The organism is Natronococcus occultus SP4 (genome assembly GCF_000328685.1).
Lineage (GTDB): Archaea > Halobacteriota > Halobacteria > Halobacteriales > Natrialbaceae > Natronococcus > Natronococcus occultus.
Genome location: NC_019974.1, coordinates 3,334,621 through 3,353,585, shown reverse-complemented (window position 1 = coordinate 3,353,585; position 18,965 = coordinate 3,334,621). Strand labels below are relative to the sequence as shown.

16 protein-coding genes and 1 tRNA gene are annotated in these 18,965 nt (G+C 67.2%); 9 read left to right on the top strand and 8 right to left on the bottom strand.

What is annotated here, in order from left to right; translation table 11 throughout:
• Nucleotides 1–18: 18 nt before the first annotated feature.
• From NATOC_RS16360 to NATOC_RS16345, 4 genes are all read right to left on the bottom strand, one after another.
• Nucleotides 19–879, bottom strand: coding sequence for a zinc ribbon domain-containing protein (locus tag NATOC_RS16360; protein WP_015322590.1), 861 nt, complete (start codon nt 877–879; stop codon nt 19–21).
• Nucleotides 880–973: 94 nt separating this feature from the next.
• Complete coding sequence (locus NATOC_RS16355) at nt 974–1,375, bottom strand: carboxymuconolactone decarboxylase family protein (protein ID WP_015322589.1); 402 nt, start codon at nt 1,373–1,375, stop codon at nt 974–976.
• Nucleotides 1,376–1,521: 146 nt separating this feature from the next.
• A complete protein-coding gene (locus NATOC_RS16350) occupies nt 1,522–2,220 on the bottom strand; it encodes an MBL fold metallo-hydrolase (RefSeq protein WP_015322588.1) in 699 nt (232 codons plus the stop codon).
• A 126-nt stretch (nt 2,221–2,346) separates the two neighbouring features.
• Nucleotides 2,347–3,084 (bottom strand): fumarylacetoacetate hydrolase family protein, encoded by a 738-nt coding sequence (locus NATOC_RS16345; RefSeq protein ID WP_015322587.1) that lies wholly within the window; start codon nt 3,082–3,084, stop codon nt 2,347–2,349.
• Nucleotides 3,085–3,289: 205 nt separating this feature from the next.
• On the opposite strand from NATOC_RS16345, the gene NATOC_RS16340 reads away from it, so the two are divergent.
• The 7 genes from NATOC_RS16340 (at nt 3,290) to NATOC_RS16310 (ending at nt 11,017) form a co-directional block, all read left to right on the top strand.
• Nucleotides 3,290–3,364 (top strand) — tRNA-Glu (locus NATOC_RS16340).
• An 840-nt stretch (nt 3,365–4,204) separates the two neighbouring features.
• Nucleotides 4,205–5,062, top strand: a complete 858-nt coding sequence (locus tag NATOC_RS16335; RefSeq protein ID WP_015322585.1) for an SCO family protein — start codon at nt 4,205–4,207, stop codon at nt 5,060–5,062.
• Between the two features lie 2 nt (nt 5,063–5,064).
• Complete coding sequence (locus NATOC_RS16330) at nt 5,065–5,601, top strand: TlpA family protein disulfide reductase (RefSeq protein WP_015322584.1); 537 nt, start codon at nt 5,065–5,067, stop codon at nt 5,599–5,601.
• Complete coding sequence (locus NATOC_RS16325) at nt 5,598–6,269, top strand: cytochrome c biogenesis CcdA family protein (RefSeq protein WP_015322583.1); 672 nt, start codon at nt 5,598–5,600, stop codon at nt 6,267–6,269. Before NATOC_RS16330 ends, NATOC_RS16325 begins: the two co-directional genes overlap by 4 nt.
• A gap of 78 nt (nt 6,270–6,347) precedes the next feature.
• Nucleotides 6,348–6,770, top strand: a complete 423-nt coding sequence (locus tag NATOC_RS16320) for a universal stress protein (RefSeq protein ID WP_015322582.1) — start codon at nt 6,348–6,350, stop codon at nt 6,768–6,770.
• Nucleotides 6,771–6,953: 183 nt separating this feature from the next.
• Complete coding sequence (locus tag NATOC_RS16315; protein ID WP_015322581.1) at nt 6,954–10,085, top strand: bacterio-opsin activator domain-containing protein; 3,132 nt, start codon at nt 6,954–6,956, stop codon at nt 10,083–10,085.
• Between the two features lie 239 nt (nt 10,086–10,324).
• The gene (locus NATOC_RS16310; protein ID WP_015322580.1) at nt 10,325–11,017 is read left to right on the top strand and encodes a helix-turn-helix domain-containing protein; all 693 of its coding nucleotides are present in this window, start codon (nt 10,325–10,327) and stop codon (nt 11,015–11,017) included.
• Between the two features lie 23 nt (nt 11,018–11,040).
• Here the strand turns inward: NATOC_RS16310 and NATOC_RS16305 are convergent, their stop codons facing one another.
• Together NATOC_RS16305 and NATOC_RS16300 are read right to left on the bottom strand one after the other, a co-directional pair.
• A complete protein-coding gene (locus tag NATOC_RS16305; protein WP_015322579.1) occupies nt 11,041–11,220 on the bottom strand; it encodes a DUF5786 family protein in 180 nt (59 codons plus the stop codon).
• A gap of 126 nt (nt 11,221–11,346) precedes the next feature.
• Complete coding sequence (locus tag NATOC_RS16300) at nt 11,347–13,413, bottom strand: cation:proton antiporter (RefSeq protein ID WP_015322578.1); 2,067 nt, start codon at nt 13,411–13,413, stop codon at nt 11,347–11,349.
• A gap of 547 nt (nt 13,414–13,960) precedes the next feature.
• Here NATOC_RS16300 and glmS point away from each other — a divergent pair.
• Nucleotides 13,961–15,775 (top strand): glutamine--fructose-6-phosphate transaminase (isomerizing), encoded by a 1,815-nt coding sequence (gene glmS / locus NATOC_RS16295; protein WP_015322577.1) that lies wholly within the window; start codon nt 13,961–13,963, stop codon nt 15,773–15,775.
• A gap of 18 nt (nt 15,776–15,793) precedes the next feature.
• Here glmS and glmU read toward each other — a convergent pair whose 3' ends face one another.
• Entirely contained in the window at nt 15,794–16,975 is a 1,182-nt protein-coding gene (gene glmU / locus NATOC_RS16290) for a bifunctional sugar-1-phosphate nucleotidylyltransferase/acetyltransferase (RefSeq protein WP_015322576.1), read from the bottom strand.
• 368 nt (nt 16,976–17,343) lie between these two features.
• On the opposite strand from glmU, the gene NATOC_RS16285 reads away from it, so the two are divergent.
• Nucleotides 17,344–17,553, top strand: coding sequence for a DUF7563 family protein (locus NATOC_RS16285; protein WP_008425417.1), 210 nt, complete (start codon nt 17,344–17,346; stop codon nt 17,551–17,553).
• A gap of 44 nt (nt 17,554–17,597) precedes the next feature.
• On the opposite strand, the gene glmM is transcribed toward NATOC_RS16285, so the two are convergent.
• On the bottom strand, nt 17,598–18,932 hold the full coding sequence (glmM, locus tag NATOC_RS16280) for a phosphoglucosamine mutase (RefSeq protein WP_015322575.1): 1,335 nt from the start codon (nt 18,930–18,932) through the stop codon (nt 17,598–17,600).
• Between the last annotated feature and the right edge of the window lie 33 nt (nt 18,933–18,965).

The following is an 18,965-nucleotide window of genomic DNA, read 5'->3' as shown; positions in this document are numbered from 1 at the left end:
ACGAGCCGAGCGCGACGATCAGCGCCGCTCGAGTTCCCGCTCGCTCTCGCTGCCGTCTTCGATCGGGATCGTCCGCTCTCGAGTCCTCGTTCCGTCGGCCTCCGCGTTCGCACAGCGCCTGCAGTAGGCGTTGTGTCCCTCCGACAGCGTCAGCGGAACGCCGAGGACGTAAAACCCCTTCCGGTAGGTGCGCTCGATCCCACGGCCGACGGGGTCGGCACAGACTGCACACGACCGATCGTAGTCGACGATCGCCGACTCCTCGACCGATCTGGCGGCGCCGTTCGTGGAGGGAGACCGGCGGTTTCCGAGGCGGTGTCGAACCTCGGGAAACAGGCCCAGCCCGACGGTCGCAAGCCCGATCGCGACCGCGGCGAGCAGCGGTGCCGTCGTCGAGCCCGCGAGGACGGCGGCGGCTCCCGCCAGCGCCAGCGCCATCGCCAGACAGCCGGCGCCCGCGATCCGCCCGACGGTCTCGAACCGCGACTCTGTCTCGGGCTCGTCGGCCGACGGGCCGGCACGCAACACCATCCGTTCGGCGTCACCGACGTAGCGGTAGAGGCCGTACAGCGCGTTCCCGAGCCCCATCGTCCACCAGACCGACAGCGCCGCGACGACGAGGTGCTCGTCCCTGCCGCCGAACGTCCGTCTGACCATGACGACGTGGTCGCCGAAATCGTGCTCGAGCTCCCAGCCGTCGGCCATCGCGGCTGCGACGCGTCGCTCGAGGGCGGGCCGCGATTCGGACGCCCCGCGCTCGCCGCTGGGGTGACCGCAGTCCGGACAGAAGTTCATCGACGGCTCGAGGGCCTCGCCGCAGTGCGGGCAGTACAGTCCGTCGGCCGCGACGTGACCGTCACTCCGACGATCGCTTCGCATATTCGAACCTAGGCGAGGACGACAGTAACTCTTTGGAGCTGTCGGTCGCCGAACCTCCGCCCGTCGAACGACGCGAACGGAGGCCACAATCGACTCAGTCGTCCGCTGCCGCGGCCTCCTGTTCCTCGAAATAGGCGACGATCTCGTCGGTTTCCTCGACGAACGCCTCGAGGTCGGTCTCCGAGCCGTGCAATACCGTCGAGAAGTACCGCGTGTTGCTCGCGAGGGTGACCGCCTCGGTCAGCTCGTCCTCGGTTGCCTCGGCCATCCGGGCCTCCTCCTTGTGGAAGTGCGTACAGTAGGGACAGTTGATAGCAGCGGCCGCGCCGACGCCAACGAGTCCCTTCTCACGGGGTGTGAGCTCGGTCTCACCGAACAGGAGGTCGCGGACGAGCCTCCAGCTGTGATCGCTCGCGGGCTCCGCGATGGCGTCGATCCAGCTCGGTACCCGTCCGAGCTCGTCTTCGATCTCCGTTTCGGTGTCACTTGATACCATGACAAATCTCCTCCGATCGACGCTACGAGAAGGTAGAATAGGTAGCTATCCCATGGTAGGATGGCGTTGATCGAACGCGGTGCAGCGACGCGAGAACGCTCATCCGCTGCACGCCGATCACCGGGTGCACCGACGCCGAGAGGGAGTTACTCGTCGAGGACGACCGGAACCCGTCGCCTGGCGACGTCGACGACGAACGCCTCCGGATCGGTCTCGAGGGCCTCGAACGTGTTGTAGTGAATCGGGAGGACGAGCCCCGGCCGCATCGTCCCCGCGAGTTCGGCCGCGTCGCGGCGGTCCATCGTAAAGGAGCCCCCGATCGGCGGCAGGAAGACGTCGACGGCCAGCTCCTCGTGGACCGGGAGGACGTCGGTGTCGCCGGGCCAGAAGGCGGTGACGCCGTCGATCGTCACCCCGAAGCCACAGCCCTCGCCCTCGCGGTGGTAGGGCTCGCCCTCGTCGTCGGTGTAGGGGCCGCCGGGCTCGTTGTACGCCTGGGTCGTGTACAGATCGAGCGGGCCGAGCACGAACGACTCGTCGCCCCGCACCCGTTCGACCTCGTAGGGGAGCTCCTCGAGGGGCTCGTCGACCCGGTCGATCTCGTCGGCGTCGATCGCCTCGTGGGCCACGACGATGGCGTCGTCGTGAGCGACCCGTCGAATGCCTTCGGGATCGTAGTGGTCGTCGTGACTCACCAGAACCAGATCGCCGTCCCGGGCGTCGTAGTCGTCGAGGACGCCGTACCGACCCGGATCGACGTAGACGACCGTTCCCGTCTCGCCCTCGAGGCGTACCGTCGCGTAGCCGAGCCAGTCGATATCGACCGCACCGTATCGAACAGTCATGGACGGTGATTGGCGAGGCGGGGCGAAAAGCGTTGGCGGTGTGGGTTCAGACGGACCGTGTAGCGGTTCGTGGCGCGACCGCGGCTCGCCCTGCGTCGTGCCGGAACGAATCGACAGCGGTCCGTATCAGGGTCGACGGATCGTGTGTTCGAGCGTGCCCACGCCCTGGACCTCGATCTCGACCTCGTCGCCGTCCTCGAGCGGTCCGACCCCCTCCGGGGTTCCCGTCGCAATGACGTCGCCGGGCTCGAGGGTCATGTAGGTCGTGATCTCGGCGATCAGTTCGGGGACCGAGAAAATGAGCTGGTCGAGCGAGCCGTCCTGTCTCGTCTCGCCGTTGACCCGCGAGCGGACGGCCGCGTCCTCGGGGACCTCGTCGGGCGTCGCCAGCACCGGTCCCATCGGGGCCGCGCCGTCGAAGGCCTTTCCACGGATCCAGTTTTTCTCCTCGCGCTGGTCGTCACGGTTCGAGACGTCGTTCACGCAGGTGTAGCCCTCGACGACATCCATCGCCTCGCTCTCGGGGACGTGGCGACACTGCTGACCGATGACGACGCCGAGTTCGGCCTCGTGGTCGATCCGGTCTTTCCCCGCGGGCGCGGTCACCGTGTCGTCGTGGCCCGCGACGGCGTTTGGTGGCTTCAGGAACAGCAGCGGGCGGTCCGGGACGTCGCTACCCATCTCGTCGGCGTGGGCCGCGTAGTTGCGACCGATACAGACGATCTTCGAGGGCTCACAGGGTGGGAGGACGTCGATCGCGTCGTCCTCGAGCGCGTAGCTCTCGTTTGCGAAGTGGACGTGACCACTGTCGAGCTCGCCCCGTCGAACGGCGCCGGCGGGGTCCCGGAATCGGACGTATTTCATGCCGGGTCGGTCGTATCGCGACCTCAAAAGGGTTGAGGTGGCGGCGGGTATCGCACTCGAGAACGGAGGCTCGTGTGTCGAGGCCTGTCACGACGGTCGCGGAACGGAACGTTTTTTACTAGGCCTCGGCAAGCAATGGATGCGTTCAGTTCCGTTGTCCTACGGAACGCAGTGACGTAGGGCTCGGAGCGTGAACGAAGTGAACGCTCCGTTGGTGTAGTCCGGCCAATCATTTCGGCCTTTCGAGCCGATGACCTGGGTTCAAATCCCAGACGGAGCACTACAGCGACGAACTTTTGTGAGCGAGCGAAGCGCGCACGGCTGGGATTTGAAGCACGGAAATCCGAGCAGAGCGAGGATTTGCATCGGGTTCAAATCCCAGACGGAGCATTTTGCTGCGAACAACTCGTGAGCAGCAGACGCTGTATACTGGATTTGAATCAAACCAGTCGCGCGAAGCGTCGCGAGCACGTCTGGACGTGGTTCAAATCCCGGACGAGCACTCTCCTGTGGAACGAATTCGTCGCTACTGACCAGTTGCAGTCTGTCTGCCGGCGGGCAAAAACGTGCGAACGGAACGGCGAGTTCAGTAGTAGTAGAACTCGAGTTCGTGACCGCAGTTGCGACACTCGGTTTCCGTGCCGCGGAGTCGGTTGGGGCTCGGGCTTCCGAGTCCGGACCCGGGCGGAAGGGACGCGTTTACGGTTCCGTTACACTGTGGGCAACCGACACGCACGTCCGGGTTGTTAGATTGTGACATACATCGACGTACTCAGCACTCCAAAATAGTTATCCGAGTCGTAAGCCTCCGCTCGCGGCTGACACGGTGACGTTTCGCGACGTTTCATGGTCAGGCGTACGATCGGTCGGCCCGTCCCGGTTCGACCTCCGAACGTCCCGGAGACGGCCGTGAGACGGGTCGTTAACCAGAGACGGAGTTCGATGAACGAATTAGGTGGATGTTAGATGCTGACAATCAATGAATGCGGCGGGGGCTGTGACGACGACGATCGGAGATGTTCGGGACGAGAAAAACCACAAGAGGTGGTGAACCCATCGATGTTCGGGTTTTCATGAGCGAACCAACGAACATTTGACGCCCCGCTCCTACGACTCGGATATGAAGCGACGCGCGTACCTGGGAACGCTGGGGGCAGCCGGAATGGGCGGGCTGGCAGGGTGTGTGGGCGACCTCCCGGTCGTCGGCAACAGCGAGACGGCGCTGGGCGAGCCCGAGCAGTCGCGGGGAAATCCGTCCCATCCGATCCACGGAGACGAGTTCCCGGCGTTTACGCTTCCGGACCCGCACGCGGGACGGGAGGTCTCGCTCGAGGAGTTCGAGAGCGAGCGCGCGTACCTGCTGACGTTTATTTACACGTCCTGTACCGACGAGTGTGGTACGCTGACGAACATGCTCGGGCTCGTCCAGGAGGACGCCGCCGAGGAAGGGTACGAGGACGACGTCGCCCTGCTGGCGATGACGTTCGATCCCGAAACCGACAGCCCGGAGGCCCTGCGGGAGTACGGCGAGCAGTACGGCGTCGACTACGAGGCCGAGAACTGGCACTTCCTCCGCCCCGAGACCGAGGACGAGGCGATGGAGCTGCTCAACGAGGAGATCGGCGTTCCAGCACAGATCGGTGACGGTGACGAGGACGACCAGGAGGCTCACGACGACCACGACGGCGAGGAAGACGACGATCACGACAGCCACGCCGACGAGGACGAAGCGCACGACGACGGCCACGATGATCACGACGAAGAGGCGGGGAACGATGACGGCGAAGGCCACGACGACGGTGAGCAACACGACGACGGCCACGACCACGACGACCACCCCCAGGAGATCCACTACTACATCATCTTTCTGGTCAACGAGCAGGGAATTGTCGAGCGCTCGTACCCGAACGTAACCGATAGCCGCGAGGAGAACCGACCCCAGGCGATCATCGACGACGTCCGAACGGTGGTCGAGTAACGATGCGGCGTCGGGACGTCCTCGCCGGGGTCGCGAGCGCGGGAACGCTCGCCGGTGCCGGCGCGCTCGCGGTCTACGGGCTGCCGGGCACGGAGGACGAGGAACCCCGACACGACCCCGTCACGATCGACACCGTCGACGCGACCGGCAGCAGCGAGGGGACCGTACAGATCCCCGACGAGGGATCGGTGACGTTCGTCGACCTGTTCGCGACGACCTGCGGAACCTGCAAGGAACAGATGCCCGCGCTGGGCGAGGCCTACGACCGGGTCGGCGACGACGTCACGTTCGTCTCGGTTACCAACGAGAACGAGGAACAGGTCCCCGACACGGAGATCGCCGACTGGTGGGACGAGTATGACGGCCACTGGCCGGTCGGCCGGGACGGGACCTCCGATCTCATCGTCCACTACGGATCGGGGACGCCGATCGGCGTCCTGTTCGACGAGGACGGCGTCGTCAGGTGGGAGGAGTCGGGTCGCAAGGAAAGCGACGAGATCGTCTCCCGAATCGAGGACGTCCTCGGCGAAGGCGGATGATCGACGCGACGCTGCTGTCGACACTCGCGTTCGCGCTGACGGCTGGAATCTTTACCTTCTTCTCCCCGTGTGCGTACCCCCTGTTGCCCGGCTACGTCGGCTTCTACGTCAGCCAGACCGACGCCGAGGAGGCGTCGCTCCCGAGCGCGATCGGGCGGGGGCTGGTCGCCGGCGCTGGCGTCCTCGTCACCTTCGGGGTACTGCTCGGCCTCGCGTTCTGGATCGGCCACTCGGTGCTTGCAAACACTACCGCGTTCGAGGCGCTGGTCGGACTCCTCCTGATCGCGTTCGGCGTCCTCGTCGTCCTCGATCGGGCGCCGTCGCTGTCCGTTGCCCTGCCGAAGCGGCGGTCGGGGACGCTGGGCTTTGGCGTCTTCGGCGCGGGCTACGCGCTGGCCGCGGCCGGCTGCGTCGCGCCCGTCTTTCTGGGCGTCGTCGCCAGTGCGGCCGCGCTGCCGACCGGTCCGGCCACGCTCGTCATCGGCACGTACGTCGGCGTCGTCGTGTTGCTCATGATCTCGCTGACCGTAGTGACGGGGATGGGGCTGGCCGCGGGCGCGGGTCGGCTGGCAGCCTACGGCGACACGCTTCGACGGATCGCCGGCGCAGTGATGATCCTCGCGGGCGTCGGCCAGCTGTACGTCGCGTTCTTCCTCGACGCGGTCTGAGTGGCGTCGAGCCACTGGATTCCCTGGCAACTGCAGGTATGGAACGTATCGGACGGCGTACCGAATGTCGACACGAAAATGTACCAGGAACTGCTGCTCGCGACCGACGGTAGCGAGGGTGCGCGACGGGCCACCGACCACGCGATCGAGCTGGCCCGACAGCTCGACGCGACCCTCCACATCGTTTCGGTCTCGGAGGACGGCCCCCACGCCGAGACGAAGAGCGACCAGATGCGGACCGACCTCGAGGACGAGGCCGCCGAGGCGCTCGAGCGCGCCGAGGAGAAGGCGACCGGTCACGGGATCGAGGTCAGGGAGACGATCCGCCACGGCGTTCCCCAGGAGGAGATCGTCGACGTCGCCGAGGACCACGGCGCGGACCTGATCGTCGTCGGGACGGTCGGTCGGTCGGGGCTCGACCAGCTGATCGTCGGCAGCGTCGCCGAAGAGGTCGTCCGGAACGCGCCGGTACCGGTCGTCACGGTTCGGGACGAGTCCTGAGCCGGACCGGAGCCGCCCACAGCCGAGCGTAATGGAGCGCTACTCGGAGCTACGAGACCGATAATTAACTTCGCCGAGCGCGAGGGGGCGTTCCGTGTCCGGCGGACAGACACGTCCCCCTCGGTCGATCGTTCGGTGGCGGTATCCGACCACTGGGAGCGGCGATAATCCGGAGGCAGTCGCGTGAGCCACGAGACGAGCGCGGCGGCCGACACGCTGGTACGCGTCCTCGTCGTCGGCGACGACGATGCGGTCGCGTCGGTGGCCGGAGCGGTAACGCAAGGACTCGACTCGGTGTCGCTGATTCGGGAGCGGCGGCTTCCGGGTGCGCTCGCCCGCCTCGAAACCGTCACTCCCCACTGCGTCGTCTGTGCGTTCGACCGCGGCGAGGGCGGAACGGCGATCGAACGGCTCCGGCGCGAGTGCGAGTCGATCCCGATCCTCGCGGTCGCGGACGACGCCGTCGGAGCGCTCGAGGCGGGTGCGACGGACGTCGTCGATCCCGCTGACTCCGACCCGCTCGTGATCGCCCGACTCGAACGACTCGCCACGGACGTGCCGGAGCAATCGTCGACCGCGATCTCCGGGTCGCTCCTCGAGGGGTCGGCCGCGGTCGTGTGGCTCCTCGGGGTGGACGGCGAGGTCGCGTACGCGAGCCCGGCGACCGACGGTGAGTTCGGTGTCCCGCCCGACGCGATCGAGGACCGACCGATCGAGCAGTTCGTCCACCCCGACGACCGCGAGGCGGTCGACGAGACGGTTTCGGCCGTCGCGGATCGACCGTTCGGGGCGACCGACCGCGTTCAGGTCCGGATCGGCCGCGGCGACGGTGCCTGGCGGGTCGTCGAACTCCGGATCAGTAACCGGCTCGCGGATCCGAACCTCGGCGGGATCGTCGTCACACTCTTTCCGGCGATCGCTCGGGAACCCGAGCCCGACGCCGAACGCGTTCTCGATCGGCTCGACGAGCCCGTCTTCGAGCTCGGCGACCGACTGGAGCTGCGCTACGCGAACGAGTCGGCGACCGAGCTGTTCGACCGCGACCCCGAGCCCGGCATTACCGTCGGATCGCTCCTCCCCGAGCCGATCCGCGAGCCGGTGATCGAGGAGCTTCGCGACCATCGAGCGAACGAGGACGCCCTCGAGGAGCCGACGACGTTCGTGGTCCGGTCCCCAGCCCGCGAGCGACCGCTCGGTGTCCGGGTCGTCCCGTCGGAGTCGGGAGCGATCGTCCAGTTGCGGGCTCTCGATCGGACGAGTCCGTCCTCGTCGGGGCCGACTGCGGCCGAACGCACCGCCGCGTCGGTCGTCGACGCACTTCCCGACGGGGTCGTCGTCCTCGAGGACGGCGCCGTCGAGCTGGCAAACGCCGCGGCGGTCGAGCTGGCTGACGACGACCCCCTCGTCGGACGGGTGCCCGCGGAGCTGTTCGACCCGGAGCTGGCGGCGACGGTTCGCGAGCGCTCGCGGTCGGCGCCGTACCGGTGGCTGGAGCCCGCCTCGGGGCGCCTCGCGGTCGCCGACGACCGCCCCGTCGACGTCTTCGTCGTACCGCTGCCCGAGGACGATCGAACCCTCTGTGTGATCCGGGATCGGCGGCGGTCGCCCGCGGGCGCGCTCGCGACGCTCGCGGACGCCGTCGGGGCGATCCGCGAGGTCGACTCCGAATCGGCGGTCCGCGAGACGGTCGCCGAGGCGGCCCTCGAGCTCAGCGGCGGTGACGTGGTCGGGCTGTACCGAAGCGAGGAGCGGGCGCTCGAGCCGATCGCGGTCGCGACCCGCGGCTCCGGGACCGCGTCGCTTTCGGCCGTCGAGCGTGCGGCGGTTCCGGACGCCGTTCTGCCCGACGGCGCTGGCGAGGACGCCGACGCCACCGTCCACGACGCGGACGCGCTCGAACCGTTCCTCGACGAGACCGGGATCCGGGCCGACCAGGTCCTTACCGTTCCCGTCGGGACGGCGACGCTGGTCGCGGCGACGCGGGAGCCGATGGCGTTCGACTCGGTCGATCCCGGTCCGATCGACGTCCTCGCCGGGATCGGCGCCGTCGCGCTCGAAGAGCGGGCGGCGGTCGCGGAGCTTCGCGGGTGTCGGACGGACCGATCCTCGCTTGAGGCGACCCTGGAGCGGCGCGGCCGCCTCGACGGGATCGAGCGTGACCTGCTCGAGGCGAGCGATCGGGAGACGGTCTACCGACGGCTCTGTCGGGGAACGGCGTCCCTTTCGTTCGAGGACGAACCGATCGCGCTCGCCTGGGTCGGCACGGATACGAGCGGCGAGGACGTCGAGCGGCGGGCAATCGCCGGAACGGAGGCTGGTGACGACCGCCTCGAGTCGCTGGCCGACCGATACGTGTCCGCGACGGCGGAAACGTTCTCCGAGGCCGAAGCGGCGTCCGTCGACGACCCGGCCGAGGACGCCGACGACTCCTGGCGCGAGCACGCGTTCGAGGCGGGGATCCGCTCCGTCCTCCGCGTGCCGCTCCGCCATGAGGGGTTCCGGTACGGCGCGCTGGTGCTGTGCTCGCGGACGCCGGGGGCGTTCGACGAGTCGACCCGCAGCGGGATCGAGCGTCTGGGACGGGTCGCCGGAGCCGCCATCGACGCGATCGAGACGCGACGCGCCTTGGGGGACGACGCCGTCACCGAACTCGAGTTCGTCCTCCGGGAGGCCGACCCGCTCGCGACGGTCGCCCACCGCGTCGATCGCCCGCTGGCGCTTCGGTCGGTCGTGCCGACCGAGGACGGCGGAACCGTCTTCGCGACGATCCCTGGAGAGGACGTCCTCGAGAACGGGCCCGATCCGACCCGCGGGCTCGGCGAGGACGTCGACGGCCTGGCAGACGTCCGGGCGGTCGGCACGGTCGGCGAGGAGCGCCTGCTGGAGTTCGCGCTCGCCGGGCCGTCGATCGCGACGACGGTCGCCGCACACGGCGGCGTCCCCCGGTCCCTGACCCCGACCGACGACAGGACGCGCCTCGTCCTCGAGCTGGCCGGCCCGGGCGACGTCCGGGCGTTCGTCGACGCGCTCGAGCGGGAGTGGGACCTGGAGCTGCTCGCGCGCCGCCAGCGCGAGCGCTCGCCCGAGGACGCACTGGCGCTCGACGCGACTCTTCGCGAACGGCTGTCCGAACGACAGCGTCAGACCCTCGAAGCGGCCTACTACGCCGGCTTCTTCGAGTGGCCCCGGGAGCGGACCGGCGAGGAGATCGCCGACTCGCTGGGCGTCTCCCAGCCGACGTTCAGCCGTCACGTCCGTCTCGCACAGGGGACGGTGCTTGCGGTGCTGTTCGAGGAGTTCGGCGGGCTCGAGTGAGTCGCGGCGCGGATCGAGGCTCGGTAGATGGTCGTTACTGCGGGTAGTCCACTACTACGATCACGAGTCGGTGACACTCGCGTCGAACGATCGATGAATACGTATAGCGGCCCCGAGGGGGTCGGTGTTGGTGTCTAGCCCCCACGGTCATCCGTTCGCGCTCGAATCGGTCATTCGATGCTCACGATCCCGGTAACGAGCGCTTATTCCTGCCGTCCCCTCGGACGGCTGATCCGTCGATGAGCCTCGATCTTGCCACGGAGTCCGGCGTCGGCGTCAGGACCCAGGTCGACGGCGGCGTCCTCGCTCAGCTCACCCTCTCTCACCCGGATCTCGTGTTGGGGCCGACGCTGGGACGCGCACCGGAGATCACCGTTGAACCCGAGTACTGGACCGACGCGGACGACGACCGCACCGTCCTGTTCATCACCGCGTCCGGCGACGAGTTCGGCGCGTTCGAGACCGCCCTCGGCGTCGACCCGACCGTCGCCGACCCCGTCCTCGTGGATCGCGCCCCCGGTCGACGGAGCTACCGCCTCGCGCTTACCGATCGGGCGATCACTCTCGTCGACGCGACTGCGGCCGTCGGCGGCCGGCTCCGAACATGTGCAAGCTGCCGGACCGGCTGGCGGTTCCGGATCCGATTTCCCGACCGTGACGCCCTCGTCGCGTTCAACGACCGGTGTCGCGACCGGGACGTCTCGGTGAGCGTCGAACACCTCCGGCCCGCAGACGCCGACGCCAACGCACCCGTCGCGCTGACCGAAAAACAGCGGGAGCTGCTGACCGTCGCCTACGAGGAGGGGTACTTCGACGTGCCGCGTCGGATCTCCCAAGACGAGCTCGCGGATCGGCTCGGCGTCTCGAAGTCGGCGGTCTCACAGCGGCTCCGGCGAGCGATCGCACAGCTCTGTGGCTCGACGTTCGACTGAAAATCCCACCCCGTTCGGCGCCGCTACTCCTCGTCGTCTTTCATCGCGCCCAGCTGGGAGACCAGCTGGTCGGTCGTGGCGTCGGACTCGAACTCGAGTTGGCCGTCGTGGTCGTGCTCGTGAACGTTGACCGCCTCGACGTCCTCGTCGGCGTCGTCCTGCGGTTGCTGCTGCTCGGACTCGTCGTAGCTACCAAAACCCATGAGAGAATCGAGGGACGGCCGCGGGAAAGGTGTGGCGGTTCGGCCCGTCTCTGCACCGTGGTCGCACGCCGAGGACGCGCTACAGAAAGTCGAGGAGAAAGCCCACGACTTCGGTCGTCGGAGGAGTCACTTCAGCCGGAGGTACTGCCGATCGTACTCCGGTTCACCCTGGCGCGGGTGGATCGTGATGAACGACTCCGGGGGCATATCCGCGAGCCGCGCCGGCAGGTCCTCGAGTTCGCTGTGCCAGCCGACGTCGCCGCGTCGCGGCGACACCGCGATGATGAGGTCGTCGTCCTCGGTCCGGGCTTCCAGGGTCGGCAGCAGTTCGCCCCAGTCGTCGATCGACTCGAACTCCGCGCCGACGTCCTCTTCGACGAGGCCGAACAGCTGTTCGAACTGGTGGGAGGCTCCCTCGACGACGATGACGTTCAGCTCGGCACCGAGGTTCGCCGCGATCCGCTTGATCAGGTGTACCGCCTCGTAGAACCCCTCGTGGTGGTCGGCGCCGATCGGGACGACGACAAAGATCCGTCGCGTCGTGTTGATCGGGTGGCCCAGTCGCGAGATGAGCACCGGGAGCTTCGTCCGTTCGAGCACCTGGTCGATGATGCTGCCGAAGATGCGGTGGCTGAAGCTCTGGGTGGCGTCCCACCCCATGATGATCTGGTTCGCCTGGACCTCGACTGCACCCTGCACGATCCCGGAGGCGACGTTGTGGTTGACCCGCGCCTCGGTCTCGATGGGGACCTCCGCGGCGCTACCCTCGGCCGCAAGCTCGTTGAGCTCGCCCTGAACGCCCGCGATCTGCTCTTCGGTCGACTTACTCGTATCGGGCTGGACGACGGTCATCACGTGAACCGGATTACTGCTGCTGTCACCTTTGATGACGAAGGAAAGCTCCAGCAGCCGCCGCTGGAGCTCGGCGTTGTGCGACAGCGGCAACAGGATGTTCGGATCCCGCCCGTCGTCGTCGTCGTCCTCGACGTCGCGCTCGAGCGCGAGCCGGTTGGCGGCCCGTTCGGTCATCCACGGGCTCACGAGCGCAGTGATCAGCAACAGGAGGACGACGGCGTTGAGGATCGCCTCGCTGAACAGGCCAGCGTCGAACCCGACGAGCGTAATCGCGAGCGCGGCCGCGGCTTGCCCCGTCGAGAGCCCGAAGATGACGTCGCGTTCGTGTTTCGTGTAGTCCTGGATCTCGGCGACCGACCAGGCCGCAGCGCCCTTCGTCACGATCATGATCGTGGTGATGAGCGCGGCGATCTGGAGCGTCTCGACGCCGGCGAAGATCACCCCCAGATCGACGAGCATGCCGACGTGCAACAGGAAGAAGGGGATGAAGAAGGCGTTGCCGACGAACTCGATGCGGTTCATCAGGGTTCCGCCCTGCGGGATGAGCTGATTCAGCGCCAGCCCGGCGACGAACGCCCCGAGGATGGGGTCGAGGTCGAGGACTTCGGCGAGGCTGGCCGCGGCGAAGATACCGACCATCACGAACAGGAACTCGAAGTAGCTCTCCTCGCTGAAGTTCTGGAAGAACAACCGCGACGCGGGCGGAACCAGGAACCAGACGCCGGCAAAGAGGATCGCAAGCGAGAGCGCAACGTCACCGAACAACAGCGCCGAAAGGCCCTCGTCGACCGCCCCGGTGACGATCGCGAGGACGACCAGCGCGAGCGTGTCGGTAAAGAGGATCCCGCCGAACACCGCGGTCACGGCGCGGTTTTTTGTGACGCCGAACCGATTGACGATCGGGTAGGCAAGCAGGGTGTGAGAAGCAAAGACGGCCGAGAGCAACAGCGCCGCCCAGATGTCGAGACCGAGCAGTGTCGAGGTCGCGAGAGTCCCGACGATAAACGGGAGGAAGAAACTCATCAGTCCGAACAGCGCCGCGTTCTCCGGCGCCTCCTTGAACCCGCGCAGGTCGACCTCGAGGCCGACGGTAAACAGCAGGTAGATCAGGCCGACCTCGCCGAGCAGCTCGATCGCGTCGGAGTGTTCGACGACGCCGAGCGCGCCGGGGCCGATGATTGCGCCGAAGATAACGATCCCGACGATCCCGGGCTGGCCGAGCCGTTTGACCAGTAGTGGTCCGACCAGGAAGACGATCATCGCGAGCGCGAAAATCAGCACCGGCTGGTCGAGCGGTAATCCGACCCCGTCGACGACGAAGAGTGGAATCCAGTTCATGAGCGATAAGTTTCGGTCGACATCGGCTATCGAAAGCACATTAGTGAACGAAACGAGGAGCGAACGGGCGTTGTTCGAACGGAGACAATCGTGGGCTGGTGATGGTATGGCTGGGTAATAAAACGCCTGATTCCGGCTACCGGGCGGTCGGAGAGCAGTCAACAAACGGTTGAGTTCTCTCCTCGTATATGATCGATCGGTCGGTTATCGAAGACCAACAGCACTGAAGGGGCTCCCTTCTCGCAGGTCCGCTCCGGTCCGGCCCGAACGGACCGTGGCGGTATCCCGCGACTACGCTTCCATCTGCGACCGATCGCTCCGTCGGTTCGTCCGGACCGAGCCGTTACGGGAGTCGGCTCGAGTATCCGTCTACTACGGGATCCGATAGTCCGTCTATAGTAATGGGTGCCGGAGCTCTTAGCGTGTCTCATGTTCACGTACCGTTCGTTCTCTCGAACAGTTCCCGCGAACGAACAGCCGCCGCGAGGACGCCGTATCGGTCGCCGTGCCAGCTCGAGCGCGCGCGACGGGGGACGGTGATTCGCCGATGTGTGGGATCATCGGCCGCGTCGGCGACGGCAACGCGATCGAAACGCTGCTGACGGGGCTCGAGAACCTCGAGTACCGCGGCTACGACTCGGCGGGCGTCGCGGTCCAGAACGGGGCCGGGATCGACGTCCAGAAACGCTCCGGGAAGGTCGAGGCGCTGATCGACTCGATCGAGCCCGACGCCATCGAGGGGCGGGTCGGGATCGGCCACACCCGCTGGAGCACCCACGGGCCGCCGACCGATGAGAACGCCCATCCCCACACCGACGGCACCGAAGACGTCGCGGTCGTCCACAACGGGATCATCGAGAACTACGCCGGGCTCCGCTCGCAGCTACAGGCGGCCGGCTACGAGTTTACGAGCGATACCGACACCGAAGTCGTCCCCCACCTCATCCAGTCGTATCTCGACGGTGGCGCCGACAACGAGACCGCCTTTCGGGAAGCGATCGCCGACCTCGAGGGGAGCTACGCGATCACGGCGATGTTCTCGGGCGAGCACGTTCTCTACGCGGCCCGCCAGGGGTCCCCGCTGGTCGTCGGCGTCGAGGACGGCGAATACTTCCTCGCGAGTGACGTCCCCGCATTCCTCGAGTACACCGACAGCGTCGTCTACCTCCGGGACGGCGACGTCGCCGTCGTCGATCCCGACGGCGTCGAGTTCACCGACCTCGCGGGAAACCGCGTCGATCGCGAGCCCGAAACCGTCGAGTGGGATCCCGAGGAGGCGGGCAAGGGCGAGTACGACCACTTCATGCTCAAGGAGATCCACGAGCAGCCGACGTCGCTAGCCCAGGCGATCGAGGGGCGGATCGACCCCGAGAACGGGCGGATCGCGCTGGAGGACTTCGGTCCGGGGACGTTCGCGGGCGTCTCGAACGTCCAGCTCGTCGCCTGTGGCACTTCCTACCACGCAGCGCTGTACGGCGCGCTCACGCTCAATCAGGCCGGCGTCCGGGCGACCGCGCTGCTCGCCAACGAGTACGGCGTCGCCGCGCCGCCGATCGACGACGGCACGCTCGTGATCGCGGTCACCCAGAGCGGGGAGACTGCCGACACGCTGCGGGCGCTGCGACGGGCGAAGACCAACGGTGCCGAGACAGTGACGGTCACGAACGTCGTCGGCTCGACCGCAGCTCGCGAAGCCGACGAGACGCTGTTCATCCGTGCAGGGCCCGAGATCGGCGTCGCCGCGACCAAGACCTTCTCCTCGCAGGCCGTGATGCTCACACTGCTCGCCCAGCGGATCGCGGCCGACCGTCGGGGCGAGCCGCCGGCCGACCTCGACTCGCTGCTGCCGGATCTGGCCGCGATGCCCGACGAGATCGAGGCCGTCCTCGAGTCCTCGGACGCCGCAGCCATCGCGAGTCGCTACCGCAGCAGCCGGTCGTACTTCTTTATCGGCCGCGGGCTGGCGTACCCGGTCGCACTCGAGGGCGCCCTGAAGTTCAAGGAGATCACGTACGAGCACGCCGAGGGGTTCGCCGCGGGCGAACTCAAACACGGTCCGCTGGCGCTCGTGACTCCGGAGACGCCCGTGTTTGCGGTCTTTACCGGACAGGAAGACGAGAAGACGCTGCACAACGCCGAGGAGGCCCAGACCCGCGGTGCGCCGCTCGTCGCGGTCTGTCCGGACGGTCACCCGGCCTGCGAGATCGCCGACGCCCACCTCGAGATCCCCGAGACCGATCCGACGCTCGCGGGACTGCTCGCGAACGTCCAGCTGCAGCTGGTGTCGTACCACGCTGCCGAGCTGCTCGATCGGCCGATCGACAAGCCCCGAAACCTCGCGAAAAGCGTCACCGTCGAGTAGGCGTCGACGAACTCGTCGCTACCGATCCCGCTCGACGACCTCGCCGGGCGTCGTCGTCGCTCCCGTATCCAGCTTCAGCCCCGGGGTCAGGCTCGTGTTGATCCCGGTCTTGGCGTCGTCGCCGACGACCACGCCGAACTTCCGTCGGTTCGTCGACACACGGTCACCTTTCACGGTAAATCGGACGTCCCCGCCGTCGTGGCGGAGGTTCGCGACGGTCGTCCCCGCGCCGAAGTTGACGTCGCGGCCGAGGACGCTGTCGCCGACGTAGGAAAGGTGGCCGACGGTCGCCCCCCGCGAGAGGACACTGTTTTTCACCTCGACGGCGTTGCCGACCTTCGCGTCCTCGTCGATCAGCGTCGCACCGCGAACGTAAGCGTTCGGTCCAACCGTCGCGCCCGAGCGGATCAGCGCGGGCCCCTCGATCACGACGCCGGGTTTGACCGTCGCGCCCTCCTCGACGACGACCGTTCCCTCGAGGTGGGCGTCCTCGCTGACGTCGCCCGCAACGTGGCCCTCGAGCTCGCCGAGCTTCCACTCGTTGGCTTCGAGCAGCTCCCAGGGGCGACCGACGTCCATCCAGCGCTCGAGCGTGACGGGCGTGACGGTGAACCGATCGATCACCTGTGCGAGGACGTCGGTGATCTCGTGTTCGCCGCGTTCGCTGGCGGGGACGTCGAGCCACTCGATGGCTTCCTCGGGGAACGCGTAGGCACCCGCGTTCGCGAGGTTCGTCGGCGGCTCTTCGGGTTTCTCGACGATGTCGGTGACGGCGCCGTCGGTCGTGCTGAGGACGCCGTAGTTGCGCGGGTCCTCGACCTCGATCGCACAGACGGCCGGACACTCGCTGAAGAGCTGATCGATCGCGTCCTGGTCGTAGAGGTTGTCGCCGTTGAGAACTGCGAAGGGCCCCTCGAGATGGTCGCTGGCAGCGTTGACGGCGTGGGCCGTCCCGGCCTGCTCCTCCTGGACGGCGTACGAGATCGGGACGCCGCGGTACTCCTCGCCGAAGTACTCCCGGACCGTTTCGGCCTCGTAGCCGATGACCAGAACGACCTCGTTCGCGCCGGCGTCGACCGCGGCGTCGACGGTGTGGGCAGCGAGCGGTCGGTCGGCGACGGGCAACATCGGTTTCGGCACTGACGAGGAAAGCGGTCGGATCCGCGTTCCTTCTCCGGCTGCAAGCACGACAGCTTTCATTACGATCGCATTGTTCGATCCCCCCGATTAATATACGGCCGATAATCGTTGGCCGGTTCGATCGGCCGACAGAACCCCTCGAACGGTTGAATCGATCGGCGTGGTGTGTAGCTTGGGCGGCACACTCCATGAACTGGCCGAAACGGACGACTCCGATCGGCCGAAACCGTTGTTCACGTTCGGTTAACCGGGCAATTACTGTTCAGAAATTCGTAATTTCCGCAGCTGCAGCGCACGACGCTGCCGATATCGGGATACCCCCTGTCGACCCCCGTAGCGGAGCGATCGACCGCGAAATACCGGACTAAATTTCAGTTCGATCGTTATGCTGCCTATATTAAATACCGTTCTATGATTAGCCGCTGGTGATGTCGACGGAACCAACCGACGTGAAGTGGACGCCGATGTCGTCCGGGAAGCAAACGACCTCGCCGCGGTGTATCAACTGCGACAACCAGGTGACACGGCAGTTCGCTCGCGTCTTCGGTGACAACCGGGACGTCGTGCACGCCTGTCCCGAGTGTGCGACCTACCGAGAGATGAAGACCTCCGACTTCATCCCCGAGGAGCGACGATAACCGTCCGTTCTGTCGCCGTCTCCGTACCGCTTCGGCCTTGACCCTTATTCCAGCGCGTTCGTCGCTTCGGTCGCTCGCTCGACGATCCCCGTCGCGGTCGCGAACACCGAGTCCGCGTCGGTTTCCGCGCGTGCTTCTGCAGTCACTCTGACCACCGGCTCGGTCCCGCTCGCACGGATCAGGAACCAGCCGTCCTCGGTCTCCACTCGAACGCCGTCGAGGGTGTCGACGTCGGCGTACTCCTCCTCGACGGTCGTCTCGACGCTCGCCATAACGGTCTCTTTGTCCTCGACCTCGATCGAGGTCCGCCGGATCGGGTACTGATCGATCTCGCCGGCCAGCTTCGAGAGCGGCCCCTCCCGAGAGACCAGTTCAGCGAGCTTGCAGGCCGCGAGCGGGCCGTCCGGACAGCGGGTCTCGGTCGGCCAGATCCATGCCCCGCTGGGCTCGCCGCCGAAGACGACGTCGTCCCCGGTAGTCCGTTCGGCCACGTAGACGTCGCCGACCTGCGTCCGGGTCAGGGTGGCCCCGACCGCGGCCAGCGCGTCGTCGACCGCAAGGCTCGTATCCACGGGAGCGGCGACCCGATCGCCCTCGCCGGCCGCGTTCCGCGCGAACAGCGCGAGCAGTGCGTCCTTCGGCACGAACTCACCGGTCTCGTCGACGGCCATCATCCGGTCGGCGTCGCCGTCGTGGGCGATCCCCAGATCGGCGTCGGTCTCCGCGAGGACGGTCATGAGCGTGCCGAGGGTCTCCCGGTTGGGCTCGCTGGGTCGGCCCGGGAACGAGCCGTCGGGCTGGCCGTTCAGCGTCCGGACTGTACAGCCGAGATCGGCGAGGACTTCGGCGGTCACGGCGCCGGCGCCGTTGCCGATGTCGACGACGACCTCGAGGACGTCATCGAGTTCGACCGCGTCGCCAAGCGCGCTCGCGTGGTATTCGCGGACACGATCGCGGCGCTCTCGGTTCCCCTGGCCATCCCAATCGGCCAGCTCGTAGTCGCCCTTGTCGACACGGCGAGCGATCGATTCCCGCTTCTCGGGACCGAAGGCCTTGCCGGAGGGCGTCCAGAGTTTGATCCCGTTGTCGGTCTTGGGGTTGTGCGAGGCCGTGACGACGATCCCCGCGTCGGCGTCGAGGTGGTCGATCGATCGGGCGACCGTGGGGGTCGCCTCGACGCCGACCTCGAGGACGTCAGCGCCACACTCCTGGAGTCCCGCGGCGATCGCGTCGACGAGAGTGCGGCCGCTGTCGCGGACGTCCCGCCCGACGACGACGCGCTCGTAGCCGTCGGAGGCGACCGCACGGCCGACCGACAGCGCGAGCGCGGCCGTCACGTCCGTTCCGACGGTTCCACGGATACCACTGGTCCCGAACATACAGTTCGTGACGGCGGGCCCGGAGTTAATATG

Excerpts from the sequence above, each read along its gene's own strand:
- glmU (WP_015322576.1), bottom strand. The coding sequence starts at position 16,975 with ATGAAAGCTGTCGTGCTTGCAGCCGGAGAAGGAACGCGGATCCGACCG.
- glmM (WP_015322575.1), bottom strand. The coding sequence starts at position 18,932 with ATGTTCGGGACCAGTGGTATCCGTGGAACCGTCGGAACGGACGTGACG.
- NATOC_RS16330 (WP_015322584.1), top strand. The coding sequence starts at position 5,065 with ATGCGGCGTCGGGACGTCCTCGCCGGGGTCGCGAGCGCGGGAACGCTC.
- NATOC_RS16325 (WP_015322583.1), top strand. The coding sequence starts at position 5,598 with ATGATCGACGCGACGCTGCTGTCGACACTCGCGTTCGCGCTGACGGCT.
- NATOC_RS16305 (WP_015322579.1), bottom strand. The coding sequence starts at position 11,220 with ATGGGTTTTGGTAGCTACGACGAGTCCGAGCAGCAGCAACCGCAGGAC.
- NATOC_RS16360 (WP_015322590.1), bottom strand. The coding sequence starts at position 879 with ATGCGAAGCGATCGTCGGAGTGACGGTCACGTCGCGGCCGACGGACTG.
- NATOC_RS16285 (WP_008425417.1), top strand. The coding sequence starts at position 17,344 with ATGTCGACGGAACCAACCGACGTGAAGTGGACGCCGATGTCGTCCGGG.
- NATOC_RS16310 (WP_015322580.1), top strand. The coding sequence starts at position 10,325 with ATGAGCCTCGATCTTGCCACGGAGTCCGGCGTCGGCGTCAGGACCCAG.
- NATOC_RS16335 (WP_015322585.1), top strand. The coding sequence starts at position 4,205 with ATGAAGCGACGCGCGTACCTGGGAACGCTGGGGGCAGCCGGAATGGGC.
- NATOC_RS16350 (WP_015322588.1), bottom strand. The coding sequence starts at position 2,220 with ATGACTGTTCGATACGGTGCGGTCGATATCGACTGGCTCGGCTACGCG.
- NATOC_RS16300 (WP_015322578.1), bottom strand. The coding sequence starts at position 13,413 with ATGAACTGGATTCCACTCTTCGTCGTCGACGGGGTCGGATTACCGCTC.
- NATOC_RS16320 (WP_015322582.1), top strand. The coding sequence starts at position 6,348 with ATGTACCAGGAACTGCTGCTCGCGACCGACGGTAGCGAGGGTGCGCGA.
- NATOC_RS16355 (WP_015322589.1), bottom strand. The coding sequence starts at position 1,375 with ATGGTATCAAGTGACACCGAAACGGAGATCGAAGACGAGCTCGGACGG.
- NATOC_RS16345 (WP_015322587.1), bottom strand. The coding sequence starts at position 3,084 with ATGAAATACGTCCGATTCCGGGACCCCGCCGGCGCCGTTCGACGGGGC.
- glmS (WP_015322577.1), top strand. The coding sequence starts at position 13,961 with ATGTGTGGGATCATCGGCCGCGTCGGCGACGGCAACGCGATCGAAACG.